We start from the raw sequence: 26,541 nt of genomic DNA, 5'->3' as shown, positions 1-26,541 counted from the left end.
CTCAGTCCACCATGGCCGGGCGGTCGTCGTCGGGGTGCGCCCCGCCGGCGACGCGCGGCGGCCGGATCGCGCGGGAGAGTTCTTGCGCGGCAGGGGGATCGATGACGGTCGGTTCGATCGGCTCGGGGCGTCGGCGCGGCGGCGTCGAGCGGACCAGGTGGACGACGCCGATCAGCACGATCAGGTAGACCACCACGTAGATGTTCATCATCACCTGCGCGCCCGGCCACCACGGCGGCAGCAGGAAGGTGCCGACACTGACCCAGGTGGGGGTGTAGGTGTAGGTCCACGCCGCGATGGCGAGGTACAGCGCGCCCGCCGCGACCCACCAGCGGCCGCGGGTCTGGGCGCGATGGATCAGATAGACCGTCAGCGGGACGAACCAGACCCAGTGGTGCCCCCACGAATACGGCGAGACCGCGCAGGCGGTGAGCCCACCGAGGGTCACCGACAGCAGCGGTTCGTCGCGGCGCACCAGCTCGGCCGCGAGCCACAGGGCGAGCAGCGCGATCGGGACGGCGATCAGCAGCCACAACCAGACCGGGGCGGGCCCGTGCACGAGGTGGGCGACGGCGCCGCGCAGCGACTGATTGGCGGGGTGGACATCGGGGGCGATGCGACCGGACTGGAAGAACGTCGAGGTCCAGTACTGGTACGAATCGCTCGGCAGGACCAGGGCGGTCAGGCCGATCGTCGCGGCGAAGGTGAGTGCGGCGGTGGCCGCGGCGCGCCACTGCCGTTGCGCCAGATACTGGGCAACGAAGAACAGCGGGGTCAGCTTGATGCCCGCCGCGATGCCGACGCCGAGACCGCGCAGCCTGCTGTGCTCGGCGCGGGAGAAGTCCCACAGCACCAGCAGCATGAGCCACAGATTGATCTGCCCGTAGTAGAGCGTGGTGCGCACCGGCTCGGCGAAGACGAACGCCAGCATGATCAGCGCGCTGACCACGGCCAGGCGCGGCGTCACCCGGTAGCCGAGCATCCGCCAGCTCTGCAGCACACAGGCGAACAGCACGGCGAGGTTGAGGACCAGCCAGGTCGTGGTGACGGCCGACCACGGCACCAGCACCAGCGGAAGGAAGGCCAGCGCCGAGAACGGCGTGTAGGTGTAGAGGAGTCCGTAGTGCGTCGGCTCGATGTAGAGCGCCCGATCGTGCAGCACCCGCCAGCCGCCGTCGCGGTAGATGTGGACGTCGAGGCCGCCGACGAGGATGCCGCCGCTGTCCATCCACGGATCCATGGTGGTGAACAGCAGAGTCACGCCGAGGACGGCGGTACCGAGTAGCAGGAGGAGCGTCGAGACCGTGCGCGGGAACTCCGCGCGTCGAGATTTCTCCACCACTGCCGTACTACCGGCCGGCTCGCATCGTATGCACGACTAAGAACCTACCGCCCGCCCGTCGGAGTGGCGCGGTGTGGCCCGCCGTTGGTAGGCGATCCCTATGAAACTGGTTCGGCCTGGCGGCGAACCGAACTCGGAAAGGCCCGGTCACGCGGCCGGTTGCAGGACCAGCATGGTGTCGGCGCCGTGATGGAATTCGTAACGGGTCTTGCGCAGCGCGGTGGGGACGCCCTTGTCGTGGAGTTCGGTGCGCAGCCCGGCGATGAGGTCGTCCAGTGGTGCGCCGGTGTAGTCGAGCAGGGGATAGAGCCGGGCCTCGCCCTCGGTGACGCGGGACAGTTCGAGCAGGGCGGACAGGTGGAATTCGGCGTCGAGGCGGTCGGCATAGCTGAACAGCAGGTGTGAGCTCAGCGACAGATCGAAGGATTTGTCGGGGAACGGGAGTTCGGGCAGGCTCGCGGCGATGTAGCGGTCGGGCGCGGCGCGCAGATCGGCGGCGAAGCGCCGGGCCGCGCCGCGCCGGATCGCGGCATGGCCGTCGGGGGAGCCGTACCAGTCCCAGCGGTAGCGGTGGGCATTGGCGGCGGCCCAGGCCACGGCGCGGTCGTTCTCGGTGACGGCGTCGACGGCCAGGTCGGTGGTCGGACGGGCATAGATCGGATCGATCGCGGTGACCGTGGCCCCCAGGGCGGTGGCCTCGGCCGCGAAACTCGCTGCGCCACCGGGGCAATCGAGCACCCTGCGGCCGGTGAGATCGTCGTCGGACAGGTGAAACATCGCGCGGTACTCGGCCAAAGATCTTGCACTGACCAGAAATTCGCCGAGTACCTCGCCATCGGCGTGGTGCTTCATCACCCAACGTTCTCACGAGTTGCGTTCGCCCGGCGGTGAATTCACGGGTGTGGTCATGCCGATTGCAAGACCGGGTGTAAAAGTCCCTCAGCTCACGCGGACGCGGTGAGCCTGCGCAGCGCCTTCGCGACCACCTCGGGGTCGGTGGTCTCCCAGTACGGCGGCAGCGAAGCGCGCAGGTAGCCGCCGTAGCGGGCGGTGGCCAGCCGCGAATCGAGGATCGCGACGACGCCGCGATCGTCGACGCTGCGCAACAGCCTGCCGGTGCCCTGGGCCAGCAGCAGCGCCGCGTGATTGGCCGCCACCGTCATGAAGCCGTTGCCGCCGCGCGATTCCACCGCCCGCTGGCGGGCGGTGAGCAGCGGGTCGTCGGGGCGGGGGAACGGAATGCGGTCCAGGATCACCAGACTCAGCGACGGGCCGGGCACGTCGACGCCCTGCCACAGGGTGAGCGTGCCGAACAGCGACGTGGCCGGGTCGTCGGCGAACTTGCGCACCAGCGCGCCCATCGAGTCGTCGCCCTGGCACAGCACCGGGGTGTCGAGCCGCTCGCGCAGTGCCTCGGTGGCGGCCTTGGCGGCGCGCATCGAGGAGAACAGGCCGAGCGTGCGCCCGCCCGCGGAGGTGATGAGCTGCTCGATCTCGTCGAGGTAGGCGGGGGCCAGACCGTCGCGGCCCGGCGCGGGCAGGTGCTTGGCGACGTAGAGGATGCCGGACTTCGCGTGATCGAACGGCGAACCGACATCGAGGGAACTCCAGCGCACCGACTCCAGGTCGGCGGGCGCGGTGGCGCCGTTGGCCAGTGCCGGGTCGACCTTGCCGCCGGACTGCGAGGGCAGGCCCCAGGTGATCGCGAGCCCGTCGAACGAGCCGCCGATCTGCAGGGTGGCCGAGGTGAGCACGACGGTCGCGGTGCCGAACAGCCTGCTGCGCAGCAGGCCGCCCACCGACAGCGGCGCCATCCGCAGGGTGCGGCGGGCGACGCCGCGGATCTCGTCGGCCGAGAGCCAGATGACATCGCGGCGCGCGGCCGGATCGGCCTCCTCGAACGCGGTCAGGGTGCGCACCGCCGCGTCGTGCACGTCGTCGATGGCGGCCACGGCCATTGTGCGGGCGGCGGCGTTGTCGGGATCGTCGGTGGCCTTCACGCTGCCCGTCGGGGCCAGGGCGGTGCGCGCGTTCCAGGCGGCGTCGCGGACCAGCGCGAGGACGGGCGCGATGCCGTCGGGCAGCTGGTCCCAGCGGCCGGGCGGCATGTCCTCGAGCGCTTCGTGGAACGCCTCGGCGGCGCCCTCGAGCCGGTCGACCTCGCGTTCGTCGATGAGCTTGGTGCAGCGGCGGGCCGCGGCGCTGATCGCGGTCGCGGCGAGTTCGGCGGTGGCGACGCCGGTGACCCGGTCGACCAGTTCGTGCGCCTCGTCGATCACCACGACATCGTGTTCGGGCAGCACCTGGATGCCGCTGATCGCGTCGATGGCCAGCAGCGCGTGGTTGGTCACCACGACATCGGCCTGGGCCGATTCGGCGCGCGCCTTCTCGGCGAAGCAGTCCTGGCCGAACTGGCAGCGGGTCTTGCCGAGGCATTCGCGCGAGGACACGCTGACCTGACGCCAGGCCCGGTCGCTCACGCCGGGAGCGATCTCGTCGCGGTCGCCGGTCTCGGTGTCCGACGCCCACTCGTTGAGCCGCTGCACCTCGCGGCCCAGCTTGGAGATGGCGAAGGCGTCGAACAGTTCCGCCTCGCCGCCGGTGTCTTCGGGGATCACGCTGTTGATCTTGTTCAGGCACAGATAGTTGTTGCGGCCCTTGAGGATCGCGAACTGCGGCACCCGGCCCAACGGCTTGCTCAGCGCGTCGGCCAGGCGCGGCAGATCGCGGTCGACGAGCTGACGCTGCAGGGCGATCGTCGCGGTGGAGACCACCACGGTGCGCCCGGTCCGCACCGCGTGCCGCAGGCTCGGCACCAGATAGGCCAGCGATTTACCGGTGCCGGTGCCCGCCTGCACCGCCAGGTGCTCCTTGGTGTCGATCGCGTGGTCGACCGCCGTCGCCATGGTGGTCTGGCCGGTGCGTTCCTTGCCTCCCAGGGCATGCACGGCGGTGGCGAGCAGGTCGGCGACGGGAGGAAGTTCGGGCACGCTGGCAGCTTATCCGCCCCCTCGGACAAGTCCGATCGGCCGACGGCGAGCCCCGGTCAGGACTCGCGGACGAAGTCGTCGAGGTTGGCGCGGATGTAGTCGAGGACGCGCTGTTCGAAGTCGGCCGGTTCGTTGATGTCGTAGATCTCGTCGGGGTCGTCGGCGCGGGCGCCGTCGGGGCGGCGGATCTGGCCGGGGTTGGCCAGGGTCTGGTGTTCGTCGTCGAAGAAGCGGTCGAGGGCGTCGTCGGGGGAGCTGGGGGAGGCGTCGCGGGCGGCCAGGATCGCGGCGGCGGCCAGGCGCGGCATGCCCGCGGCGCGCAAACCACGGGTGGCCCAGGGGAGTTCGCCGCGCCGGGTGCGCAGGTAGCCGCTGAAGCCGGTGTCCAGGACGCTGGTGTGCAGGCTCGACAGGGCCAGCAGGTGGGCGAAGGCGGGCGGGAGTTCGGCGAAGGCGCCGACGCCGCGACGCTGGAGGTCGTCGGTGACGGGGTTGGACCAGAAGACGATGTCGGCGGCGTCGTGGATGGAGTCGATCTCGGCCAGCGCCGTCGTCAATCGGGCGCGCGCCTGCGCCGGGAATCGGTAGTCCATGGGGGCAGGCTAGCCGTGTCCCACCCGCTCGCCGCGAGCGGTCACGCGGCTGCCCGCGCCGGGAGCCGGTCGCGCCGAGGACCGGGTCAGGCGGGGATTTCGCCCGACAACTCGACGCCTGCTTCGCGCAGCGTGGTGAGCGCGGTGGCGACCGTCGCCGGGGCGACGCCCGCGGTGAGGTCCAGCAGGATGCGGGTGCCGAACCCGGCGGCGCGGGCATCGAGCGCGGTGGCTCGGACGCAGTGGTCGGTGGCGATGCCGACGACGTCGACGGTGTCGATCGAGCGGGCGCGCAGCCAGTCGGCCAGGGTGGTGCCGTCGGCGGCCGCGCCTTCGAAGCCGGAGTAGGCGGCCGAGTACTCGCCCTTGGAGAAGATCTCCTCGATCGAGCCGGTATCCAGGGCGGGATGGAAGTCCGCGCCCGGCGTGCCGACCCGGCAGTGCGGCGGCCAGGTGTCGACATAATCGGGCTCGGTGGAGAAATGTGGACCGGGGTCGACGTGATAGTCCCTGGTCGCGACCACCGCGTCGTAGCCGGCGCCCGCGACGAACTCGCTGATCGCCGCTGCCACGGCGGCACCACCCGCGACGGCGAGCGAGCCGCCCTCGCAGAAGTCGTTCTGCACATCCACGATCACCAGACCGCGTGCCATGCCGTCCTCCACTTCTCCGCCGGTCCGAACTCGCGCGACGGTCGCGTCACGCCGGGCCTCGACGACATCATTCTCCGCTGCCTATGCCGGTGCGGCCACTCAGCCGCGCGTGGGCCTCAGCCCAGGAAGGTCGTCGGTACCGCGGGCTCGCCCGCCGACAGCTTGAGCCCCTCCCACGGCAGGCTGACCAGCCCGCGCGCGACCAGCTCCCGGCTCTGCGCCAGCGTCGCGACACCGTCGACCACGGCGCCCTTGCGGACCAGCGGCACCAGCAGCTCCCTGGCCTGGAAACCGTTGGTGGCCGGTGCTTCTCCGTCGGCGGGGTAGATGATCTCCTCGACGATCGTGCCGGTCGCGCGGGCCAGCCGGACCGCCTTCTTGGTGCCACCGCGCGACTGCTTGTGACTGCTGCGCTTGGCCACCGGGATGCCGTCGACCTCGACCAGCTTGTAGACCATGCCCGCGGTCGGCGCGCCGGAGCCGGTGACCAGCGAGGTGCCGACGCCGTAGACGTCGACCGGTTCGGCGCGCAGGGCCGCGATCGCGTACTCGTCGAGATCGCCGGAGACCACGATGCGGGTGCCGGTGGCGCCGAGCCCGTCGAGCTGGTCGCGCACCTGCCTGGCCAGCACGCCGAGATCACCGGAGTCGATCCGCACGCCGCCCAGCTCGGGACCGGCCACCTCGATCGCCGTCGCCACGCCCCTGGTGATGTCGAAGGTGTCGACGAGCAGGGTGGTGCCGACGCCGAGCGCGTCGATCTGGCTGCGGAACGCGGCCGCCTCGTGCTCGCCGTCGGCGCCGCTGTGCAGCAGCGTGAACGCGTGCGCGCTGGTGCCCGCGCCCGGCACGCCGAAGCCGCGCACGGCTTCCAGGTTGGAGGTGGCGTCGAAACCGGCCAGGTAGGCGGCGCGCGAACTCGACGGCGCGGCCAGTTCGTGGGTGCGCCGCGAGCCCATCTCGATCATCCGCCTGCCCGCCGCCGCGCTCACCATGCGCGCGGCCGCCGAGGCGATCGCGCTGTCGTGATTGAGGATCGACAGGGCCAGCGTCTCCAGCAGCACACATTCGGCGAAACTGCCGCGCACGGACAGGATCGGTGAGCCGGGGAAGTACAGCTCACCCTCGGCGTAGCCGTCGATATCGCCGGTGAAGCGATATTCCCGCAACCAGTCGACGGTGGCCGGGTCGAGGAACCGGGCGACCACGTCGAGCTCGGCGGGACCGAACCGGAAGTGGGTCAGCGCGTCGAGCAGCCGCCCGGTACCGGCCACCACGCCATAGCGGCGACCGTGCGGCAAGCGCCTGGCGAACACCTCGAAGGTGCACTGCCGATGCGCCGAGCCGTCGGCCAGGGCGGCGGCGAGCATGGTCAGCTCGTACTGATCGGTCAGCAGCGCGGTGCTGGCGAACTCGTCACGGATCTGCACACCGGAAACTGTAGTCACCGCGGGTGTTGTTTCTGTGTGGCCGCGTCGTACCCTGGGATTTATGGCCGTGTGCAATTCCGTTCGAGCCGGCGCCGTCACCGACGCCGTGAACGCCGCACTGTCAGCGGCACAGGCGACGCCGGAAGCGGTCGAGCAGACCGAGATCCTCGAGGCCGAGGACCGGCCCTGGGTCACCGTGGTCTGGGACGACCCGGTGAACCTCATGCACTACGTCACCTACATCTTCCAGAAGCTCTTCGGCTACAGCAAAGCCAAGGCGACCGAGTTGATGTTGCAGGTGCACAACGAGGGCAAAGCGGTCGTGTCCTCCGGATCACGCGACAAGATGGAGCAGGACGTCCGCCGATTGCACGCGGCGGGACTCTGGGCAACCATGCAGCGAGACGACTGAGTACCGTAACCCTGTGCGCAAGTGGAGCAGGAAGAACTCACTGAGTGGCCTGAAGCTTCGATCCGAGATGGACGAGCACGAGGCCACCGTTCTGCGCTCCCTGGTCGGCGCCGTGTCCGGCTTGCTCAGCGACCGCGCGGCCGAGGCCCCCGAGGACGAACTCGCCGCGCTGACCGGCCTGCGCACCGGCAACTCCACCCCGCCCGACGATCCGCAGCTGCTGCGCCTGCTGCCCGATTTCCACCGCGCCGAACCCGGGTCGCCCGACGCCAAGCGCGCCGACCTCAACTCCGCCCTGCGCAGCCTGCACGAGCCCGAGATCATCGACGCGAAACTGGCCGCGGGCCGGGTCGTGCTGGACAGCTGTCCCGAGGTGGGCGGCAAGATCGTGCTCACCCCCGAGCAGGCCGACGCCTGGCTGGCCGCGCTCACCGATGTCCGCCTGGCGCTGGGCACCCTGCTCGACATCGACGACGACACGCCCGAACACTTCGATCCGAGTGATCCGCGCGCGCCGCACCTGGACGTCTACCACTGGCTGACCTGGATGCAGGACTCGCTGTTGCAGGCGCTCGCGCCCTGATTTCCGCGCGTTAGGGTCGGGGGCATGAGCGGCGTTCCCGGTCCACGCAACGCGATCACCGATGTGTCCGGCGTGCTGGTCGGCCATCATCAGGTCCTCGACGACGACGTCACCCTCGGCACCGGCGCGGCGACCGGCTGCACTGTGGTGCGCGTCCCCGGCGGCGCGACCGCCGCGGTGGACGTGCGCGGCGGCGGGCCCGGCACCAGGGAGACCGACCTGCTCGATCCGGGCAATACCGTCCGGCAGCTGAACGCGGTCCTGCTCGCGGGCGGCAGCGCGTACGGGCTGGCCGCCGCCGACGGCGTGATGCGCTGGTCGGAGGAACACGGCGAGGGCATCCCGATGGATCCCACCGATCCGAGCCGGGTGGTGCCGATCGTGCCCGGCGCGGTGATCTTCGACCTGCCGGTGGGGGCGTGGCACATCCGGCCCGACGCCGACTTCGGTTTCCTGGCGGCCGAGGCGGCCGCGGGGGAGTTCGCGCGCGGTACCGCCGGTGCCGGGGTCGGGGCGCGGGCCGGGGCGCTCAAGGGCGGAATCGGTTCGGCGAGTGTGGTTCTCGCCGACGGGCCGGGCGCCGGGGTCACGGTGGGCGCGGTGATCGTCGCCAATCCGGTCGGCTCGGTGGTCGATCCGCGCACCGGTCTGCCGTGGGGCGTCGGCACCGACGGGCCCGACTTCTTCGGGTTGCGGCCCGGCACCGCGGCCGAGATCGCCGCGCTCGCCGCCCTGCCGGTGAAGGGCACCGTGCTCAACACGACCATCGGCGTCGTCGCCACCGACGCCGCGCTCGATCCGATCGCCTGCCGCAGACTGGCCACCACCGCGCACGACGGCCTCGCCCGCGCGATCCGCCCGGTGCATTCCCCGCTCGACGGCGACACCCTGTTCGCGCTGTCCACCGGCACGATCGAGGTGCCACCGATCCCGCTGCCCGGCGCGTTCCCCGGCGATCTGCTGCTGCTGGACCAGCTGTGCACCGCGGCGGCCGTGGTCGTGGAGCGGGCCGTCGTCGACGCCGTGCTCAGCGCGACCTCGATCGCCGGGATCCCGGCCTATCGAGATCTGTTTCCGCGCTGACTCCCCGCAGGTGGGGACCGGGATGCGCGCCGCGCGGAATAGCCGAATAGGGTGGGTCGTTGTCGAGGTGGTGCTCGACAGCACGCAGGCAGGTTTGTGGAAAGGGTCGAGGAAGTGCTGGTGATCAGGGCCGATCTCGTGGACGCGATGGTGGCGCATGCGCGCGCCGACCACCCCGACGAGGCCTGCGGCATCATCGCCGGACCCGAGGGCGGCGACCGGCCGGAACGCTTCGTCGCCATGGTCAACGCCGAGCGCTCGCCCACGTTCTACCGTTTCGACTCCGGTGAGCAGCTGAAGGTCTGGCGCGCGATGGACGACGCCGACGAGACCCCCGTGGTGATCTACCACTCGCACACCGCCACCGAGGCCTACCCCAGTCGCACCGACATCTCGTACGCCTCCGAGCCGTTCGCGCACTACGTGCTGATCTCCACCCGCGATCCGGAGCAGCACGAACTGCGCAGCTACCGCATCGTCGACGGCGAGGTCACCGAAGAGCCCGTGCGGATCGTCGCCTCCTACGACGCCTGAACCCACCGAAACGAAGTCACACCCGAGGAGTCCCCATGCCGGTAACCGTGTCCATTCCGACCATCATGCGAGGTCTCACCGGAGGCGAGAAGCGCGTCCAGGGTGAGGGCGCGACCCTGTCGGCCCTGATCGACAACCTCGAGGCCAACCACCCCGGCCTGGCCGAGCGGCTGCTCAAGGACGGCAAGCTCAACCGCTACGTCAACATCTACGTCGACGACGAGGACGTGCGGTTCGCCGGCGGGCTCGACGCCGAGGTGCCCGCGGACGCGTCGGTCACCATCCTGCCGGCCGTCGCCGGCGGCGCGCGCTGACGTGGCCCGCTACGAATCGCTCATCGCGACCCTCGGCAACACCCCGCTCGTCGGACTGAAGACGCTGTCCCCGCAGTGGGACGGCGACGATCACGTCCGCCTCTGGGCCAAGCTCGAGGACCGCAATCCCACCGGGTCGATCAAGGACCGGCCCGCGCTGCGGATGATCGAGCAGGCCGAGGCCGACGGCAAGCTCACCCCCGGCTGCACGATCCTGGAGCCGACCAGCGGCAACACCGGGATCTCGCTGGCCATGGCGGCCAAGCTCAAGGGCTACCGGATCGTCTGCGTGATGCCGGAGAACACCTCGGTCGAGCGGCGTCAGCTGCTCACCATGTTCGGCGCCGAGATCATCGATTCGCCTGCCGCCGGTGGGTCGAACCAGGCCGTGGCCATGGCCAAGGAGATCGCCGCGCAGAATCCGGACTGGGTGATGCTCTACCAGTACGGCAACCCGGCCAACGCGCTCGCGCACTACGAGACGACCGGCCCGGAACTGCTCGCCGACCTGCCCGAGATCACGCACTTCGTCGCCGGGCTCGGCACCACCGGCACCCTGATGGGCACCGGGCGATTCCTGCGCGAGAAGGTGCCCGGCATCGAGATCGTCGCCGCCGAGCCGCGCTACGGCGAGCTGGTCTACGGCCTGCGCAACATCGACGAGGGGTTCATCCCCGAGCTGTACGACGAGACGGTGCTGACCACCCGGTTCTCCGTCGGCCCGTACGACGCGGTGAAGCGCACCCGCGAGCTCGTCGGCGAGGAGGGCATCTTCGCAGGCATCTCCACCGGCGCGATCCTGCACGCCGCGCTCGGCGTGGCGAAGAAGGCGCAGAAGGCGGGCAAGCGCGCCGACATCGCGTTCGTCGTCGCCGACGGCGGCTGGAAGTACCTGTCCACCGGCGCCTACGACGGCACCCTGGACGAGGCCGAGGAACGCCTCGACGGCCAGCTCTGGGCCTGACGGCTCGGTACCCTGTGGGGAGTGGGCCCGGTGGCGGCCCGGCCTGAGCGGAGGCGATGTCGGTGAGCGGTGGCGGAGGAATCGGAGCCTCGTTCGATCCGGATCGGATCGCCGGGTTGCAGGGGCGGCCCGGCGCGACCCCGCCCGCCCGGCGCGAAGGCGTCCGGGCGTGGACGCGCGCGGCGGTCGTGATCGTCGCGTTCGTCGGGTCGCTGTACGTGATCGAGGGCGTCGACGCGGTGCTCTCGGCCGACCGGCCGAGCGGCGCGCCCGGTCAGCTCGACGCGGGCGGGATCGAGCCGCGCGAGCTCGACGGCCTCGACGGCATCCTGTGGGCGCCGTTGCTGCACGGTGGCTGGGATCACCTGATGGCCAACACCCTGCCGCTGCTGATCCTCGGCTTCCTGGTGCTGCTGTCCGGGATCGGGCGTGGCATCGCGGCCACCGCGATCATCTGGGTGGTCGCCGGGGTCGGCACCTGGCTGACCGGCTCGGCGGGCAGCGTGCACGTCGGCGCGTCGTCGCTGGTGTTCGGCTGGCTGACCTACCTGATCTGCCGCGGGTGGTTCGCCCGCAATGTGGGGCAGATCGTGCTCGGCGTGGTGATCTTCGCGCTGTACGGCTCGATGCTGTGGGGCGTGCTGCCCAGCGACCCCCTAATTTCTTGGCAGGGACATCTTTTCGGGGCGGTGGGTGGAGTCCTCGCGGGCTGGGTACTCTCTGGTGATGAACGTCGACGCCGCCGTGGAGCATCGGTCGGCCGCGCAGTACCTACGCGGTAGCCGGGGATCCGGTCTGGAAAATGGGGGGATCCTGCATTGAGCACCAGCACGTCGTGGCAGCATGGGGGCATGCGCCTTACCGTCCTCGGGTGCTCGGGCAGCGTGTCCGGCCCGGACTCCCCAGCGTCGGGTTACCTGCTGACGGGTCCCGACATGAGGCCGACCGTCATCGACTTCGGTCCCGGCATCTTCGGTGCGCTGCAGAAGTACCTGAACCCGGGTGATGTGGACATCTTCCTGACCCACCTGCACGCGGATCACTGCCTCGATCTGCCCGCGCTGCTGGTGTGGCGTCGCTACCACCCGAATCCGCCGCAGGGCCTGGCGCTGGTGCGCGGCCCCTCCGACGCCGCGCTGCGCATCGGCAACGCCTCCGCCGAGATCGGCGGCGAGACCGACGACTGGTCCGACGTGATCGACTCGCAGGCCTGGGTCGAGAACGTGCCGGTGCCGTTCGGTCCCGGCCACACCGTCGAGGCCCGCCGGATGTACCACCCGCCGGAGTCCTACGGCCTGCGGATCACCGCCGCCGACGGCCGCGTCTTCGTCTACACCGGCGACACCGCCATGTGCGACGCCGTCGTCGAGCTGGCGCAGGGCGCCGACGTGCTGATGGCGGAAGCCTCGTGGACCCACGATCCGGCCAATCGCCCGCCCGGCATTCACCTTTCGGGCACCGAGGCGGGCGAGATCGCCACCCGCGCCGGCGCCAAGGAACTGCTGCTCACCCACATTCCGCCGTGGACCTCGCGGGAGGACGTCATCGCGGAGGCGAAGGCGGCGTTCTCCGGCCCCGTCCACGCCGTCTCACCGGGCGAAACTTTCGACCTGTAGGGGTCTCGCACGCAGGCCCGCGCAGGCGGGCATAATCCAACACTGTGTCGAGACGAGCCGATGGCAGGGCGGATGACGAACTCCGCGAGGTAAGGATCACCCGTGGCTTCACCACGCACCCGGCGGGATCGGTGCTGGTCGAGTTCGGGCAGACCCGGGTGATGTGCACGGCCAGCGTCACCGAGGGCGTGCCGCCCTGGCGGCGCGACTCCGGGCTGGGCTGGCTCACCGCGGAGTACGCGATGCTGCCCGCCGCCACCCACACCCGCAGCGGCCGGGAATCAGTGAAGGGCAAGGTCGGTGGCCGGACCCAGGAGATCAGCCGCCTGATCGGGCGTTCGCTGCGGGCCTGCATCGACCTGGCCGCGCTGGGCGAGAACACCATCGCGCTGGACTGCGACGTGCTGCAGGCCGACGGCGGTACCCGCACCGCCGCCATCACCGGCGCGTACGTCGCGCTCTCGGACGCGGTGACCTACCTGGCCGCCGCGGGCAAACTGGCCGACCCGCAACCGATCTCGTGCATGATCGCCGCGGTCAGCGTCGGCGTCGTCGACGGCCGGGTGCGGCTGGATCTGCCCTACGAGGAGGATTCGCGCGCCGAGGTCGACATGAACGTGGTCGCCACCGACACCGGCACCCTGGTCGAGATCCAGGGCACCGGCGAGGGCGCGACGTTCCCGCGCTCGACCCTGGACAAGCTGCTCGACTCGGCGCTGGCCGGCTGTGAGCAGCTGTTCGCGGTGCAGAAGGAAGTACTGGCGCAGCCCTACCCGGGCGCGCTGCCCGAGCCGGCCGGTAAGAAGTAGCCGTGGCCGTGCGTGTGCTGGTCGCCAGCCGGAATGCCAAGAAGCTGAAGGAACTGCGCCGGATCCTCGACGAGGCGGGCGTGGCCGGGATCGAACTGGTGAGCCTGAACGAGGTGCCGCCCTACGAGGAGGCGCCCGAGATCGGCGCCACCTTCGAGGAGAACGCCGTCGCCAAGGCGCGCGACGGGGCCGTGGCCACCGGATTGCCGTGTGTGGCCGATGATTCCGGGATCGAGGTGGACGCGCTCAACGGCATGCCCGGCGTGCTCTCGGCGCGCTGGTCGGGTCGCCACGGCGACGACACCGCCAACAACACCCTGCTGCTCGGTCAGCTCGGCGACGTGCCCGACGAGCGCCGCGGCGCACGGTTCGTCTCCACCTGCGCGCTCGTGCTGCCCGACGGCACCGAGACCGTGGTGCGCGGCGAATGGCCGGGCACCATCGCCCGGAAGCCGGTGGGCGAGGGCGGTTTCGGCTACGACCCGCTGTTCCTGCCCGAGGGCGGCACCGGCAGCGCCGCGGAACTGACCCCGGCCGAGAAGGACGCGGTCTCGCACCGTGGCCGGGCCCTCACCCAGCTCCTGCCCGCACTGGCCGCCCTGGCCTGAGCCGAAACGACAGCGCCGCCGCCCCGGATACCGGGTGCGGCGGCGCTGTCGTCGTTTCCGGGACTCAGAGTCCGTATTGCTGCTGGACGTCCTTGGCGTTGCGGTGCTCGACGAAGAACGACAGCAGCGGGATGGTGCCGGCGATCAGGGTGCCGACGGTGCGGCCGATCGGCCAGCGCACCTTCACCGCGAGGTCGGCGGTGACGAGCAGGTAGGCGAAGTACACCCAGCCGTGCACGACGGCGATCCAGCTAGGGGTGTCGACGTCGAAGCCGTACTTGGCGATCATCTCGCCGGTGAGCAGCAGCAGCCACAGACCGGTGACCCAGGCCAGCACCCGGTAGCGCTGCAGCGCCGAGCGGATCTTGGCGGTGTCACCCGCCGGGGCGGCCTTGTCGAGCGACGGTGCGGTCGTGTTCTCGTCGGTGGTCACCCGGCGTTCCTCTCAGGGGCGTGCAGACCGGCCGAGCGGACCTGCGCATCGATGTCGCTGGCGTGCAGTCCCGCCAGGTACTGGTTGTAGGCGACCGTCTCCGGGTCGTCGGCGGGGGCGGCCTTCGGTCGTTCGGGCAGGATCCCGGCGGGGATCTCGCGCGGTGCCTCGGCCTTCGCCGCGCGCGGTGCCGTGTCCGGTTCCTCGGCCTCGCGCTCGAGGCGGACGAACCGGACGTAGGCGAACACCGCGAACGCGGCGAACAGCGGCCACTGCAGGGCGTAGCCGAGGTTCTGGCCGGTTCCGGAGGCCGATTCGAACCGCTCCCACTGCCACCAGGCCAGCGCGAGGCAGCCCAGCGCGACGACGATGACCAGCGCGATCAGGGCCGGTCGATTGTGCGCCGGGCGGGGAGATGAAGCGGACACGCGCTCCACGGTACCCGCCTACTACAGGCGGCGTAGGAGCAGGTCACCGGCTCAGAACTTGTAGGTGATCCCGGTCATCCGCTCGGATTCCTCCCACAGCCTGCGCAGCAGTTCCGGATTGCGCGAGATGGCGCTGGACGGGCACGCCTCGACCGGTCCCTGGGACTGCATCCACCTGTTGGGGCCCCAGTAGACCGTGGGGTCGGCGTCGGGTTCGGTGGCCGCGAACAGGCTGGAGTGGGCGGCCTTGGCCGGCGGGTGGCCGATGAGCTTGATGAACGGCTTGCTGACCCGGTCGAGCGGGGTCTCGGTGCGGGCGAACAGGTCGGTCGCGGAGACGCCGGGGTGCACGGCGTAGGACTTCTTGGCCGAGCCCGCCTCGGTGAGCCTGCGCTGCAGTTCGCGGCCGAACATCAGGTTGGCCAGCTTGGCTTGGGCGTAAGCGAGGTTGCGCTGGTAGCGGCGGTGGTCGTAGTTGAGGTCGTCGATCCAGAGTTTCGGGGTCTGCTTGTGGGCGATGCTGGCCAGGGTGACGACGCGGTCGGTGATGCGGTCCAGCAGCAGGCCGGTGAGGGCGAAGTGGCCGAGGTGGTTGACGCCGAACTGGGTCTCGAAGCCGTCGGCGGTGCGCGAGAACGGGATGTTCATCAGGCCCGCGTTGTTGATCAGGACGTCGAACTCGCCCTGCTGTTCGGCGAAGGCGCGCACGGAGGCCAGGTCGGCGAGGTCGAGCGCGGCGACGCGGACGTCACCGGGGATGGCGTCGGCGATCGGCTGGGCCTTGGCGGCGTTGCGGCAGGCCATGATCACCGTGGCGCCCTTGCCGGCCAGTACTTTGGTGGTTTCGGCACCGAGGCCGCCGTTGGCCCCGGTGATCACGAAGGTGCGGCCGGTCTGGTCCGCGATGTCAGTGGGTTTCCATGCCATGGGCCGACCTTACTCCGGAGTAAGATCGGAGGGAAGTGGTCAGCCGAGCAGCCCGGCCAGCGTACCGGCGCAGGCGGGCCTGCGGAGCTTGGTCAGCGCCTTCGCCTCGATCTGCCTGGCCCGTTCCCGGGAGACGCCGAGCGCCGATCCCACCTCCTCCAGCGAGCGTGCCTCGCCGCGATCGAGGCCGAAGCGCAGCCGGATGACGGCCGACTCGCGCTCGGTGAGGACCGCGAGGACTGCCTCGACGTACCCGGGCAGCAGCCGCTCGGCCACCACATCCGCGGGTGCGGGCGCGGTGTCGGGCAGCAGGGTGCCCAGTTCGGTGCCCTCGCCGACCGGCGCGTGCAGCGACACCGGCTCCGGCTCGTGCCGCAGCACCGCCTCGACCTGGGCGACGGTGAGTTCGGCGGCCGCGGCCAGTTCCTCGACGGTGGCCGCGCGGCTGAGCCGCTGGGTCAGCTCGCGGCGCACCCGGATCACCCGGTGCAGAACGTCGGCGACGTTGGACGGCAGCCGGATCGTGCGGCCCTGATCGGTGAGCGCGCGCCCGATCGACTGGCGGATCCAGTACGTCGCGTAGGTCGAGAGCTTGAGGCCGCGCGTGTGGTCGAACTTCTCCACCGCGCGGATCAGGCCGAGGGTGCCCTCCTGGATCAGGTCGAGCAGTGCCATCCCGGTGTTGGTCGGGAACCGGCGCGCGATGGAGACGACCAGGCGCAGGTTCGCCCGCACCATCCGGTCCTTCGCGCGCAGGCCGTCGAGTTCGGTCCGGCGCAGCTGTTCGCGCCGCGCGGCGGTGAGCTCGATGCCCGCCGCGGCGTTCTCATCGAGCTCGGTGCGCGCCGCCACGCCCGCGGCGATGCGGGCGCCGAGCGCGTACTCCTCCTCGGCGGTGAGCAGGGGAGTGCGGGCGATGGCGGTCAGGTAGTCGCGGACGGAATCGGTGGTGACGGTCAAGGAGAGCTCCGTTCGATGCGGCGAAAGCGTGACTGGCCGGGTGTTCGGTGGGGCGACGAACACAAACTTAGAACGGACCTAAAAATATGTCAAGCACAATTTTGGGTTGACTTCAGTTATGCTTCGACCATGACGACGCAGCAGGGGCTCCGGGCCAGGAAGAAGCAGCAGACCAGGGAGCAGATCTCGGACCGGGCGACCGAGCTGTTCCTCGCGCGCGGCTTCGACAAGGTGACGATCGCCGATGTCGCCGCGGCCGCCGATGTCGCCAAGATGACGGTCACCAACTACTTCCCGCGCAAGGAGGACCTCGCGCTGGACCTGGGCGAGGTGTTCGTCGGGCAGCTGGCCGCCGTCGTCCGTGACCGCGCGTCGGGGCAATCGGCGCTGGCCGCGTTGCGCGGTGACTACCTGGCCGCGGTGGCCGCGCAGTCCCAGATGATCGGGTTCAGTGGCGAACCGTTCGCGCGGATGATCACCGACAGCCCGGCGCTGGTGGCACGCCTGCGCGAGTTCCACGACGAGCGGCAGCTCGCGCTGGCGCGGGTCCTGGGCGAGGTCACCGGCGCGGCGGCCGACGACATCACCCCGCGCGTCGCCGCGGCCCAGCTCGTCGGCGTCCAGCGGGTGCTGTTCGAGGAGATCCTGCGCCGCACGCTCGACGGCCAGTCCGGCGACGAGATCGCCTCCGCCATGGCCGAATACGCGCGGATCGCGTTCGACGCGCTCGAGCCGGGCCTGGGCGGGTACGCCGTCCGCTGACGTATCGGTCCGATTGCTGCCGTGTCACTGAGACACCGTGCGCGGTCGGAAAGCCCATACTGAGGCCATGTCGGATGGTGTTGCTGTAGACGAGCCCGTCGAGCCGATGAGCAAGACCAAGATCAATCTCATTTTCACGACGGTCGTGCTCGGCATGCTCATGGCCGCGCTCGATCAGACCATCGTGTCGGCGGCGCTGCCCTCGATCGTCGCCGATCTCGGCAGCGCGGGGCACATGGCCTGGGTGGTGACGGCGTATCTGCTCGCCGAGGCCGTCGCGACCGTGCTCGCGGGCAAACTCGGCGACCTGTTCGGCCGCAAACTGCTGTTCCAGATCAGCGGCGTCATCTTCATCGCGGGCTCGGCGCTGGCGGGCATGGCGCCCGGCATGGGCGTGCTCATCCTGGCCCGTGGTATCCAGGGCGTCGGTGCCGGCGGGCTGATGGTGACCTCGATGGCGCTGATCGCCGACACCATCCCGTTGCGCGAACGCGGCAAGTATCAGGGCGCGCTCGGCGCGGTGTTCGGCATCACCACGGTGATCGGCCCGACGCTGGGCGGGCTGTTCACCGATCACGCGAGCTGGCGCTGGTGCTTCTACGTCAATGTGCCGCTGGCGATCATCATGGTGGCGATGGCGGCGCGCACGCTGCCGCATCTGCGCGCGGTCGCGCGGCCGGTGATCGACTACCTCGGCATCGGGCTGGTCGCGCTCGGCGTCTCGGCGCTGATCCTCGGTCTGGAGTTCGGCGGCAACGAATATCCGTGGGCCTCGTGGCAGATCATCGGGCTGTTCGTGCTGGCGGCCGTGCTGCTGACCGCGTTCGTGATGGTGGAGAAGCGGGCGGTGGCGCCGATGCTGCCGATGCGGTTGTTCAACAGCCGGGTGTTCACGGTGTCGTCGGTGCTCAGCTTCATCGTCGGGTTCGCGATGCTCGGCTCGATGACGTATCTGCCCGCCTACCTGCAATACGTCGACGGCGCGACGGCGACGATCTCGGGGGTGCGGACGCTGCCGCTGGTCGTCGGCCTGTTCGTCGCCTCGGTCTTCTCCGGCCAGGTGGTCGGGCGCACCGGGCAGTACCGGTACTTCCCGATCGTCGGCATGGCGGTGATGGTCCTCGGCCTGTGGTTTATGTCGACGATGGGCCGCCAGACCAGCGTCTGGCTGGAATCGCTGTACATGCTGATCCTCGGCGCCGGGCTCGGCCTGTCCATGCAGGTGCTCACCATCGTCGTGCAGAACACCGTGCCCTACGCCGACCTCGGTACCGCCACCTCGGGCGTGACCTTCTTCCGCACGCTGGGCAGCGCGTTCGGTACCGCGGTCTTCGGCACGCTCTACAACAACCACAGCAAGACCGCGCTGGCCGAGGCGATCCAGCAGACCCCCGGCCTCACCCCGGAGGTGATCGCGAATCCGAAACTGCTGCGGGAGCTGCCGCTCGAGCAGACCGCGCCGATCATCGACGCCTACGCCGATTCGATCGACTACGTCTTCCGCTGGGTGGTCCCGGTCGCGGTGCTCGGATTCGTCGTAGCCTGGTTCCTGCCGCAGGTCCGGCTGCGCGACAGCGCCAGGCACGGCGCGGGCGATATCGGCGAGGGCTTCTCGGTGCCGGACTCCGACGACCGGGTGGTGCAGCTGGAACGCGCGGTCGCGGCGACCGTGCGCAAGGCCAGGGCGCAGAAGCCGATCATCCCCGAGCTCATCGCGGCGGCGGGCAGCTCGCTGGAACCGGATACCGCCTGGGCGCTCGGGCAGGTGTACCTGTACGACAAGCAGGGCCTGTCGCCCAGGGTGCACGGCATCGCCTTCCGGCACCGGCTGCCGGTGGAGGTGCTCTCGCCGGTGTTCCGGCAGGCCGTCGACGACGGTCTGCTGCTCGACGACGGCGGCACGCTGGCCCTGACCGAGCAGGGCACCCGCGAGGTCGACCGATTGCGGGCGGGGTGGCGGCGCTGGCTCGGCGACCGGCTCGACGACTGGAACTACCAGGACCCGGCCGATCGCGCGCTGCTCGACGAGGCGCTGTCGAACATCGCGGGCAAGCTGCTCGACCAGGGCGCCGACAGCGCCGAGGTAGCCAAGGTCTGAGCCGATTCGTCCAGTCGGCTGGACAGTCCTTGCCCGCCGAATACTCGTCGACGTATATTCGTAGACGAGTAAGGAGGTGCGCATGGCCACGAAGCGCAAGGTGAACAACCTGCTGGCGCTCGCCGTGCTGTCGGTGATCGTGCAACGGCCGATGCACCGCTACGAGATCGCCGCCACCCTGCGAGCCCATGGCAAAGACAAGGACATGGACATCAAGTGGGGTTCGCTCTACACGGTCGTCCAGAACATGGCCAAGGCCGGATTCCTGGAAGTCGTCGGCAGCGAACGCGACGGCGCCCGCCCCGAGCGCGTGATCTACCGGATCACCGACGCGGGCCGCGCCGAGATGGCCGACTGGACCAGGGAACTGCTCGCCTCGCCCGAGCCCGAACACCACCGGTTCACCGCCGGGCTGTCGATCCTGGCCGTGCTCCCGCCCGACGAGGTGGTCGAGCTGCTCGGCCTGCGGATCGACGCGCTCGAGCGGTCCGTCGACCGCGCGAAGGCCGAACTCGCCGACCTGGCGGGCACCCTGCCCCGGTTGTTCCTCGTGGAGACCGAATTCGGGGTGGCGATGCTGGAAGCCGAGGCGCGCTGGGCGCGTTCGCTGCGCGACGAACTGCGCGACGGCACCTTCGACGGCCTCGAGATGTGGCGGCAGTGGCATGCCGAGGGCATGCCCGCCGACCGGATTCCGGAATTCGGCGAAGGGGGGACCGGCTAGCTCTCGCCCAGAAAAGACCCCGGACCCGGTGGTGTGCGGCAACACCCCACCGAGTCCGAGAAACCGTCCCGACACCGTGTTCACACATACGCGCACCCGGCTACGAGGCTGGCTACCACAGGATAGCCCGGGTGACGCGGACTCAGATCTGGAGATCACTCATGTCCAACACCCGTTCCGCCTTGGTCATCGGCGGTGGCATCGCCGGACCCGTCGCCGCCACCGCCCTGCTCCGGGCAGGCATCGACGCCCACGTCTACGAGGCCTATTCCGGGCCGTCCGAGGGCATCGGCTCCGGGCTCGCCCTCGCTCCCAACGGGGTCGCGGCCCTCGACCTCATCGGCGCGGACGATGCCGTCCGCGCGATCGCGCTGCCCGTGCGCGGCATGCGGCTGGCCGTCGGCGGCCGCGAACACGTCCTGCCGGTGCTGGCCGATCAGCCGCCGTTGCAGGTCGTGGACCGCGGTGAACTGCACCGCGCGCTGCACGATCACGCGGTCGCCGCGGGCGTGCCGTTCAGCTACGACAAGCGGCTGGTGCGCGTCGACGAGCACGCCGACGGCGTGACCGCGCACTTCACCGACGGCTCCACCGCGTCGGCCGACATCCTGGTCGGCGCCGACGGTATCCGGTCCACCGTCCGCACCCTGATCGATCCGGCCGCGCCCGGACCCGACTACACGGGCATGCTCGGCTTCGGCGCGCTGGTCGACTGCGACCAGGACCTGCCCGCCGACACCATGGTGTTCGCCTTCGGCGCCAAGGCCTACTACCTGTACTGGCAGCACGCCGACGGCCGCGTCGTGTGGGGCGCGAATCTGCCCAGCGAGCGGTACTACTCGCTGACCGAGGCCCGCGCGGTCCCGGCCGAGCACTGGCTGCGCGTGCTGCGCGAGACCTACGCGCCCGACACCCCGGGTGGGGAGTTCGCGCGCCGCACGACCGCCGAGAACCTGGAGATCACCGGGGCGCTGCACATCATGCCGCCGGTGCCGCACTGGTATCGCGACCGGATGGTGCTGGTTGGTGACTCCGTGCACGCGCCGTCCAACAGCTCGGGGCAGGGCGCGTCGCTGGCCATCGAGAGCGCCGTGCAGCTGGCCCGCTGCCTGCGCGACATCGAGGCGCCCACCGCGGCCTTCGCGGCCTACGAGCGGTTGCGCCGGTCCAGGGTGGAGGGCATCGCGGCGCGCGCGGCGAAGGTCAACCACAGCAAGACGCCGGGCCCGTTCGCCCGCAGGATCATGAACGCGATGATGCCGCTGATGGTCAAGACGGTGATGAACCCGGAGAAGACGATGGGCGCCGAACGCCGCTACCGCATCGACTGGGACGCCCCGGTCCAGCGGGAACTCGCCACGATCGGGTCCTGATCCGCGCACGCCCCCGGCCGGTATTCGCCGACCGGGGGCGTTCGCGCGCGCATACTGGGACGACAGACTCTGGTTGCCAGGAGACGCTCGTGTCGACGATCAACGGACTGCCCGCCCACATCCTGCTGGTGCACCTGCTCGTGGTGCTCGTCCCGCTGACCGCGCTGCTGCTGATCCTGGCGGCGCTCTGGCCCGCGGCCCGCCGCGTCCTGGTATGGCCGACCGCGGCACTGGCGGTGCTCACCGTGGCCCTCACCCCGGTGACGGTGAGCGCGGGGCGCTGGCTGGCACAGCGGGTCGGCAGCACGCCCGCCATCCAGACCCACATCGATCTGGGCGGCACGCTGCTGTATTTCGTGATCCCGCTGCTGGTGGTCGCGGCCCTGCTCGTCGGGGTGCACCTGGCCGAGCGCGCGGGCAGACGGCTCACGCGCGGGGTGGTCGCGGTGGTGGCCGTGCTCGCGGTGGCGGCGGGGGTGGCCGCGACCGTGCAGGTCGTCCGGGTCGGTGACTCGGGCGCCCGGGCCACCTGGGGGCCGCTGGTGTCCGCGACGGGCTGACCCGGCACCCGGAAATAGCCGATTCCTATCGACCGGCGGGTCGGCGCCGCGCCGCGCGCAGGGTCAGGATGCGCGCGGACTCCGCGTCGGCGGGCAGGAACGCCTCGAGGTGGAGTTCGGCGATGGTGACGTCGGTCGCGGTGGCGAACGAGGTGAGGGTGGTGATCAGGCGCAGGTCGCCGTCGTCGGTACGCAGGTGCAGGGGCACGGCGAAGCCGACATGGTCGGGACCAGGGGCCACCGGGGGCAGATAGCCGGACAGTTCCGTGATCAGCGCGTCGACGGCGGGATCGGGCGTGTGGGCGGCCCGGCTGCGCAGCGAGTCGATGATGTGCCTGCCCCATTCGGGCAGGTTGCGCACGCGCGGCGCGACGCCGTCCGGGTGCAGAGCCAGGCGCAGCACATTCATCGGCGCGCGCAGCAGGTGATCGGCCACGCCGTCGGTGAACAGGTCGAACGCGGCATTGGCGGTGACCAGCTCCCCGCGCGGCCGGGCGACCAGCGCCGGATACGGCAGATGCCCGTCGAGGACGGCGGTGAGCGCTTCCCGCACCGGCGCCAATTCCGGTGCGGCCAGATCGCTTTCGGGAAACACCGGCGCGAATCCCGCCGCCAGCAGGAGATTGTTGCGATCGCGCAGGGGCAGGTCCAGCGATTCGGCCAGCCGTACCACCATCGTGCGGCCGGGCTGGGACCGGCCCTGTTCGAGGAAGCTCAGGTAGCGCTGACTCGTCTCGGCGCGAATCGCCAGGTCGAGCTGACTGACCCGGCGCAGGGTGCGCCAGTGCCGCAACTGCGGGCCGAAGGCGGTGGTGGTCAGCGCGGTCGTCATGGGTGCGAGTCAACCGCGTGTGCGCGCCCCGCGCCATTCCCGGCAGGGAATGAGGCGCGGTGCGCGACCGTGCGCCGCCGTCATTCCCCGCGGGGAATCGCGCGGCGGCGGAGGTCTCGCCAGAGTTGTCGCCATGAGCAGCAACGACATCGCCACCCGCTACGTGGCCCTCTGGAACGAAGCCGACCCCACCGTCCGCCGCACCCTGATCGAGGACCTCTTCGCCGTCGACGGCGCGCAGTACCTGGTCGATCCGCCCGCCGAGGCCCGCGCGGCCGCGGCCGACCTCGCGATCGCGGCGCCGCCGCTCGCGGTGCACGGCCACGACGCGCTCGACCGCCGGGTCACCCGCGCCTACGAGATGTTCCTGGCCGACGGCGAATTCGTCTTCGCGGCGGCGGGCCCCGCCGTCGAACTCCCAGCGGGCACCGTCGGCGTCGCCTGGACGATGAACCGCCGCGACGACGGCACACCCCAGGGCGGCGGCTTCGACCTGCTCGCCCTCGACAGCGACGGCCGCGTGGTCACCGACCACCAGTTCATCGAGGGGTCGCGATGAACGCCCCTCGCTACCTGCGTTCGGGCGCGGCGTCGGGCACCGCGGTGGTGACGGTGGGCTGATCGGTGGGGGAGCGGTGCAGCAGACAGAACACGGTGACGCACAGGACCAGCCAGGCCAGCCCGAACAGCCAGCCGGCCAGCACATCGGTGCACCAGTGCACGCCCAGATAGATCCGCGACAGCCCGACCGCGATCGGGAACAGCACCGCGACCACCGTCGCCACCCAGCGGACCCAGCGCCTGCGCACCGTCGGGATCACGGTGATCGCGACGATGCCGACCACGACCGTCGTGCCGAGCGTGTGCCCGGACGGATACGACAGGCTCGGTTCGGCGACCAGGCGGGTGACCTCCGGCGGCCGGTGCCTGCCGACCAGCTGTTTGATCACCACCACCAGGACCCCGGCGCCCACCGAGGTGACGGCGACCAGCACGGCGGTCGCCCACTCGCGCCGCCAGGCGAACCAGGCGACCGTGACGGCCGCCAGGATGGTCATCGACTGGGTGTCGCCCAGGTCGGTGATCACCCGGGCGATCGAGGTCAGTGGTTCGCCGCGGTGCGCGATCATCCACTCCAGCACGCGTGGATCGATCCGAATGATCCCCGCGTCGTTGTTGACCTGCCAGGTGAGCACGGCCAGCAGCACGGCGGCGGTCACGAGCAGTGCCGCGGCCAGCGGTGGCCGTCGGCCCAGGACCGACCAGGCGAGGTCGTCGGGCGGGGGTCGGCGGGAGGCGATCGGCATAGCTACCAGATTGCCAGCTCCGGCCTCATGCTTCGAAGACGACCGTGTTCCCCGTCACGTCGCGGGTGCCCGCGACCTTCTTGATCGCCTTCACCAGGTCGGCGACGGTGTCCCACACGCGTGGGGGTTCGCAGTCGATGTTGCCGATGGTGTACCAGGTATCGGTACCGCGGTAGCGGACGAGGCCCTTGCCCGCGTCGTCGAGCATGACGTCGAGCTCGCCGGACACCGTCCCTTCCTCTTCGGTCATGACGGCGCTCTCGGCGGTGATCTCGATCGTCTCGCTTATTTGAACTCTCCTCGGCGGAGGCAGTCGTCGACTGCGGTGCGCAACGCGGTGTGCTCGGCGGTATCAACGGTCAGGGCGTACTTTATCTTGACCTTGACGTAATGCTCGATATAGACGCACCGGAAATTGCCGGGCGGCAGGTAGTTCGCCGGGTCCTGATCACCCTTGGAGCGGTTGGCCGAGGGATCGGCGGCGACCAGGTTCATCGAGTCGTTGGCGATGCGGCGGCGGGTGTCCTCGTCGCGGTCGGCGGCGCCGGACCGCCACGCCTCGGCCAGCGCCACGATGTGCTCGGCGTCGACCTTGGCCGGGTCGGTGATGAACTTGTACGGCCCGAGCTCGCCGGTCTTCTTGTCCACGAAGCCGTAGTGGTCCTGCCAGCCGGCGCCCGCGGGGATCGTCAGCTCACAGGTCTTCGGGTCGAGGGTGACCTTGCCGGTCGCGTCGCGCAGCATCATCACGTCGCGGCTGGTGCACTTGGTGTACTGCGCCAGGTCGCCGCCGAAGCCGTGTTCGGGCTTGTTGGTGTCCCAGTGCGGGAACTTCTCCCTGGTGTAGCCCGTCATCGGGCCTTCCTTGGCGACAACGAGTTTGCCGACCAGATCGCCGATCTCCTTGCCCGACACCGTCGCCGCGCTCGCCGGACCGGGCCCCGGCGCGGTGGGACTCACCTTGTCCAGCATCGAGTTGGCCACGGTGAGCACGACGCCGACGATCACCGCCGCGGCCAGCGCCAGCAGCGCCTTGCCCAGCGGAGAGCTGCTGATCGATGACCATTTCATGCCCGTACCACCCACATGCCTTCGTCGAAAATGAACCGGCACAACCTAACGGCCGCACCGGGTGTCGTATCCGATTGTCGGCTATGACGTTCGGCACAGGGCACCGCAAAGGAATTGCGGCTCAATAGCGTTCGCCTATCGAGGGTGGTGACCTGCGGTGGAGTGCCGTAAACCCGGAGTGACGCACGTCACGGTGAATCCGTGTCGGCGGCGGCCGGTTCCGCGCGTCCAACCGGGGGAAGGATCATTCAGCGAAAGGAACCGGCCATGCCGACCGTCGACGTCATCGACTCGTTCATCTCCTACAGCGACGCGGGTGCCGACACCCGACCCGTCGTCTTCCTGCACGGCAACCCCACCAGCTCCTACCTGTGGCGCGACGTGCTGCCGGTGGTCCGCGAACACGCCCGCTGCCTGGCCCCCGACCTGATCGGGATGGGCGCCTCCGGCAAACCCGAGATCGCCTACCGCCTCGACGATCACGCCCGCTACCTCGACGCCTGGTTCGACGCGCTCGACCTGACCGATCCGATCCTGGTCGGCCACGACTGGGGCGGCACCCTGGCCATGGACTTCGCCGCTCGGCATCCCGGCCGGGTCGCCGGGATCGCGGTGATCGAGACCTTCCTGCGCCCGCTGCGCTGGTCGGACCTGCCCGCCCGCTCGGCCGAGATGTTCCGGCTGTTCCGGTCGCCCGCGGGCGAACAGGCGGTGCTCGCGGAGAACAAGTTCATCGAATACAACCTGCCGACCCTGGTCCCCGCGCTCACCGAGGCCGACCTCGACGCCTATCGCGCGCCCTATCCCACTCCGGCCTCGCGGGCGCCGATGCTGGCCTGGGCCAGGGAGTTCCCGCTCGACGGCGAGCCCGCCGACGTCGTGGCCAGGGTGGACGCCTACGGCGCGTGGATGGCGGCGAGCGCGGGCGTGCCCAAGCTGCTGATGACGGTCGAACCCGCCGTCGGACTCGGCGGTGCCGAGGTGATCGCCTGGGCGGCGGCCACCTTCGCCGACCTCGAGGTGGAATCGGTGGGGCGGGGCTCGCACCACGCGCCGGAGGACCAGCCGGTGGCGATCGCGAAATCCGTTGCGGGCTGGCTGGATCGGCACGGGCTACTGGCGTGACCGGCGACAA

31 protein-coding genes are annotated in these 26,541 nt (G+C 70.4%); 17 read left to right on the top strand and 14 right to left on the bottom strand.

Annotation, left to right across the window (positions count from 1 at the left end; genetic code table 11):
* Position 1: 1 nt before the first annotated feature.
* The 6 genes from ACFYWJ_RS34480 to ACFYWJ_RS34455 form a co-directional block, all read right to left on the bottom strand.
* A complete protein-coding gene (locus ACFYWJ_RS34480) occupies positions 2–1,339 on the bottom strand; it encodes a glycosyltransferase 87 family protein (RefSeq protein WP_355284212.1) in 1,338 nt (445 codons plus the stop codon).
* Between the two features lie 150 nt (positions 1,340–1,489).
* Positions 1,490–2,119, bottom strand: coding sequence for a methyltransferase domain-containing protein (locus tag ACFYWJ_RS34475; RefSeq protein WP_355284209.1), 630 nt, complete (start codon positions 2,117–2,119; stop codon positions 1,490–1,492).
* A gap of 167 nt (positions 2,120–2,286) precedes the next feature.
* Positions 2,287–4,332 (bottom strand): ATP-dependent DNA helicase, encoded by a 2,046-nt coding sequence (locus ACFYWJ_RS34470; RefSeq protein WP_355284207.1) that lies wholly within the window; start codon positions 4,330–4,332, stop codon positions 2,287–2,289.
* A gap of 56 nt (positions 4,333–4,388) precedes the next feature.
* Positions 4,389–4,925 carry a hypothetical protein gene (locus ACFYWJ_RS34465; protein WP_355284205.1) on the bottom strand — a complete coding sequence of 179 codons (537 nt, stop codon included), beginning with the start codon at positions 4,923–4,925 and terminating at the stop codon, positions 4,389–4,391.
* 86 nt (positions 4,926–5,011) lie between these two features.
* Positions 5,012–5,578: an isochorismatase family protein gene (locus ACFYWJ_RS34460; RefSeq protein ID WP_355284202.1), complete on the bottom strand. Its 567-nt coding sequence runs from the start codon at positions 5,576–5,578 to the stop codon at positions 5,012–5,014.
* A 116-nt stretch (positions 5,579–5,694) separates the two neighbouring features.
* A complete protein-coding gene (locus ACFYWJ_RS34455; protein ID WP_355284200.1) occupies positions 5,695–7,008 on the bottom strand; it encodes a nicotinate phosphoribosyltransferase in 1,314 nt (437 codons plus the stop codon).
* 61 nt (positions 7,009–7,069) lie between these two features.
* Here ACFYWJ_RS34455 and clpS point away from each other — a divergent pair, with 61 nt between their 5' ends.
* From clpS to rdgB, 10 genes are all read left to right on the top strand, one after another.
* Complete coding sequence (gene clpS / locus ACFYWJ_RS34450) at positions 7,070–7,420, top strand: ATP-dependent Clp protease adapter ClpS (protein ID WP_355284197.1); 351 nt, start codon at positions 7,070–7,072, stop codon at positions 7,418–7,420.
* A 13-nt stretch (positions 7,421–7,433) separates the two neighbouring features.
* Positions 7,434–8,003, top strand: a complete 570-nt coding sequence (locus ACFYWJ_RS34445; protein WP_355284194.1) for a DUF2017 domain-containing protein — start codon at positions 7,434–7,436, stop codon at positions 8,001–8,003.
* A gap of 24 nt (positions 8,004–8,027) precedes the next feature.
* Entirely contained in the window at positions 8,028–9,086 is a 1,059-nt protein-coding gene (locus ACFYWJ_RS34440) for a P1 family peptidase (RefSeq protein WP_355284192.1), read from the top strand.
* Between the two features lie 114 nt (positions 9,087–9,200).
* On the top strand, positions 9,201–9,620 hold the full coding sequence (locus ACFYWJ_RS34435; RefSeq protein ID WP_355284262.1) for a M67 family metallopeptidase: 420 nt from the start codon (positions 9,201–9,203) through the stop codon (positions 9,618–9,620).
* Between the two features lie 35 nt (positions 9,621–9,655).
* Positions 9,656–9,934, top strand: a complete 279-nt coding sequence (locus tag ACFYWJ_RS34430; RefSeq protein ID WP_355284190.1) for a MoaD/ThiS family protein — start codon at positions 9,656–9,658, stop codon at positions 9,932–9,934.
* Between the two features lies 1 nt (position 9,935).
* Complete coding sequence (locus tag ACFYWJ_RS34425) at positions 9,936–10,898, top strand: cysteine synthase (RefSeq protein WP_355284187.1); 963 nt, start codon at positions 9,936–9,938, stop codon at positions 10,896–10,898.
* A gap of 56 nt (positions 10,899–10,954) precedes the next feature.
* Positions 10,955–11,680 carry a rhomboid family intramembrane serine protease gene (locus tag ACFYWJ_RS34420; protein ID WP_355284184.1) on the top strand — a complete coding sequence of 242 codons (726 nt, stop codon included), beginning with the start codon at positions 10,955–10,957 and terminating at the stop codon, positions 11,678–11,680.
* A gap of 69 nt (positions 11,681–11,749) precedes the next feature.
* Complete coding sequence (locus ACFYWJ_RS34415; protein WP_355284182.1) at positions 11,750–12,514, top strand: cyclic nucleotide-degrading phosphodiesterase; 765 nt, start codon at positions 11,750–11,752, stop codon at positions 12,512–12,514.
* Between the two features lie 44 nt (positions 12,515–12,558).
* Positions 12,559–13,323 carry a ribonuclease PH gene (gene rph / locus ACFYWJ_RS34410; RefSeq protein WP_218716805.1) on the top strand — a complete coding sequence of 255 codons (765 nt, stop codon included), beginning with the start codon at positions 12,559–12,561 and terminating at the stop codon, positions 13,321–13,323.
* A gap of 2 nt (positions 13,324–13,325) precedes the next feature.
* Positions 13,326–13,931: an RdgB/HAM1 family non-canonical purine NTP pyrophosphatase gene (gene rdgB, locus ACFYWJ_RS34405; protein WP_355284179.1), complete on the top strand. Its 606-nt coding sequence runs from the start codon at positions 13,326–13,328 to the stop codon at positions 13,929–13,931.
* A 64-nt stretch (positions 13,932–13,995) separates the two neighbouring features.
* Here the strand turns inward: rdgB and ACFYWJ_RS34400 are convergent, their stop codons facing one another.
* Genes ACFYWJ_RS34400 through ACFYWJ_RS34385 form a run of 4 tightly spaced genes read right to left on the bottom strand, consistent with a single transcriptional unit; the run spans position 13,996 to position 16,679 of the window.
* Entirely contained in the window at positions 13,996–14,364 is a 369-nt protein-coding gene (locus ACFYWJ_RS34400) for a DUF3817 domain-containing protein (protein ID WP_355284176.1), read from the bottom strand.
* The gene (locus ACFYWJ_RS34395) at positions 14,361–14,792 is read right to left on the bottom strand and encodes a transcriptional regulator (protein WP_355284173.1); all 432 of its coding nucleotides are present in this window, start codon (positions 14,790–14,792) and stop codon (positions 14,361–14,363) included. The genes ACFYWJ_RS34400 and ACFYWJ_RS34395 overlap by 4 nt, the downstream gene beginning before the upstream one ends.
* Before the next feature lie 51 nt (positions 14,793–14,843).
* Entirely contained in the window at positions 14,844–15,719 is an 876-nt protein-coding gene (locus tag ACFYWJ_RS34390) for an oxidoreductase (RefSeq protein ID WP_355284170.1), read from the bottom strand.
* Positions 15,720–15,758: 39 nt separating this feature from the next.
* Positions 15,759–16,679, bottom strand: coding sequence for a sigma-70 family RNA polymerase sigma factor (locus tag ACFYWJ_RS34385; protein ID WP_355284168.1), 921 nt, complete (start codon positions 16,677–16,679; stop codon positions 15,759–15,761).
* A gap of 129 nt (positions 16,680–16,808) precedes the next feature.
* Here ACFYWJ_RS34385 and ACFYWJ_RS34380 point away from each other — a divergent pair, with 129 nt between their 5' ends.
* From ACFYWJ_RS34380 to ACFYWJ_RS34360, 5 genes are all read left to right on the top strand, one after another.
* The gene (locus ACFYWJ_RS34380; RefSeq protein ID WP_355284165.1) at positions 16,809–17,441 is read left to right on the top strand and encodes a TetR family transcriptional regulator; all 633 of its coding nucleotides are present in this window, start codon (positions 16,809–16,811) and stop codon (positions 17,439–17,441) included.
* Positions 17,442–17,508: 67 nt separating this feature from the next.
* Positions 17,509–19,539 (top strand): MDR family MFS transporter, encoded by a 2,031-nt coding sequence (locus tag ACFYWJ_RS34375; protein ID WP_355284162.1) that lies wholly within the window; start codon positions 17,509–17,511, stop codon positions 19,537–19,539.
* 82 nt (positions 19,540–19,621) lie between these two features.
* Positions 19,622–20,263, top strand: a complete 642-nt coding sequence (locus ACFYWJ_RS34370) for a PadR family transcriptional regulator (protein ID WP_355284159.1) — start codon at positions 19,622–19,624, stop codon at positions 20,261–20,263.
* Positions 20,264–20,424: 161 nt separating this feature from the next.
* Positions 20,425–21,636, top strand: coding sequence for an NAD(P)/FAD-dependent oxidoreductase (locus ACFYWJ_RS34365; RefSeq protein WP_355284156.1), 1,212 nt, complete (start codon positions 20,425–20,427; stop codon positions 21,634–21,636).
* Positions 21,637–21,725: 89 nt separating this feature from the next.
* Positions 21,726–22,196, top strand: coding sequence for a DUF2231 domain-containing protein (locus ACFYWJ_RS34360; protein WP_355284154.1), 471 nt, complete (start codon positions 21,726–21,728; stop codon positions 22,194–22,196).
* A gap of 25 nt (positions 22,197–22,221) precedes the next feature.
* Here ACFYWJ_RS34360 and ACFYWJ_RS34355 read toward each other — a convergent pair whose 3' ends face one another.
* Positions 22,222–23,028 carry a helix-turn-helix transcriptional regulator gene (locus tag ACFYWJ_RS34355; RefSeq protein WP_355284152.1) on the bottom strand — a complete coding sequence of 269 codons (807 nt, stop codon included), beginning with the start codon at positions 23,026–23,028 and terminating at the stop codon, positions 22,222–22,224.
* Between the two features lie 133 nt (positions 23,029–23,161).
* Between ACFYWJ_RS34355 and ACFYWJ_RS34350 the strand changes: the two genes are divergently transcribed.
* Entirely contained in the window at positions 23,162–23,587 is a 426-nt protein-coding gene (locus tag ACFYWJ_RS34350; protein ID WP_355284149.1) for a hypothetical protein, read from the top strand.
* Between the two features lie 10 nt (positions 23,588–23,597).
* On the opposite strand, the gene ACFYWJ_RS34345 is transcribed toward ACFYWJ_RS34350, so the two are convergent.
* Genes ACFYWJ_RS34345 through ACFYWJ_RS34335 form a run of 3 tightly spaced genes read right to left on the bottom strand, consistent with a single transcriptional unit; the run spans position 23,598 to position 25,406 of the window.
* Positions 23,598–24,335: a phosphatase PAP2 family protein gene (locus ACFYWJ_RS34345; protein ID WP_355284147.1), complete on the bottom strand. Its 738-nt coding sequence runs from the start codon at positions 24,333–24,335 to the stop codon at positions 23,598–23,600.
* 25 nt (positions 24,336–24,360) lie between these two features.
* Positions 24,361–24,585 carry a hypothetical protein gene (locus ACFYWJ_RS34340; protein WP_355284144.1) on the bottom strand — a complete coding sequence of 75 codons (225 nt, stop codon included), beginning with the start codon at positions 24,583–24,585 and terminating at the stop codon, positions 24,361–24,363.
* A gap of 35 nt (positions 24,586–24,620) precedes the next feature.
* Complete coding sequence (locus ACFYWJ_RS34335) at positions 24,621–25,406, bottom strand: HNH endonuclease family protein (protein ID WP_355284142.1); 786 nt, start codon at positions 25,404–25,406, stop codon at positions 24,621–24,623.
* A 201-nt stretch (positions 25,407–25,607) separates the two neighbouring features.
* Between ACFYWJ_RS34335 and ACFYWJ_RS34330 the strand changes: the two genes are divergently transcribed.
* Positions 25,608–26,531 (top strand): haloalkane dehalogenase, encoded by a 924-nt coding sequence (locus tag ACFYWJ_RS34330; RefSeq protein ID WP_355284139.1) that lies wholly within the window; start codon positions 25,608–25,610, stop codon positions 26,529–26,531.
* Positions 26,532–26,541 lie beyond the last annotated feature (10 nt).

This window comes from Nocardia sp. NPDC003269 (genome assembly GCF_042888005.1).
GTDB lineage: Bacteria > Actinomycetota > Actinomycetes > Mycobacteriales > Mycobacteriaceae > Nocardia.
This window is presented reverse-complemented; position numbering and strand designations above follow the sequence as displayed.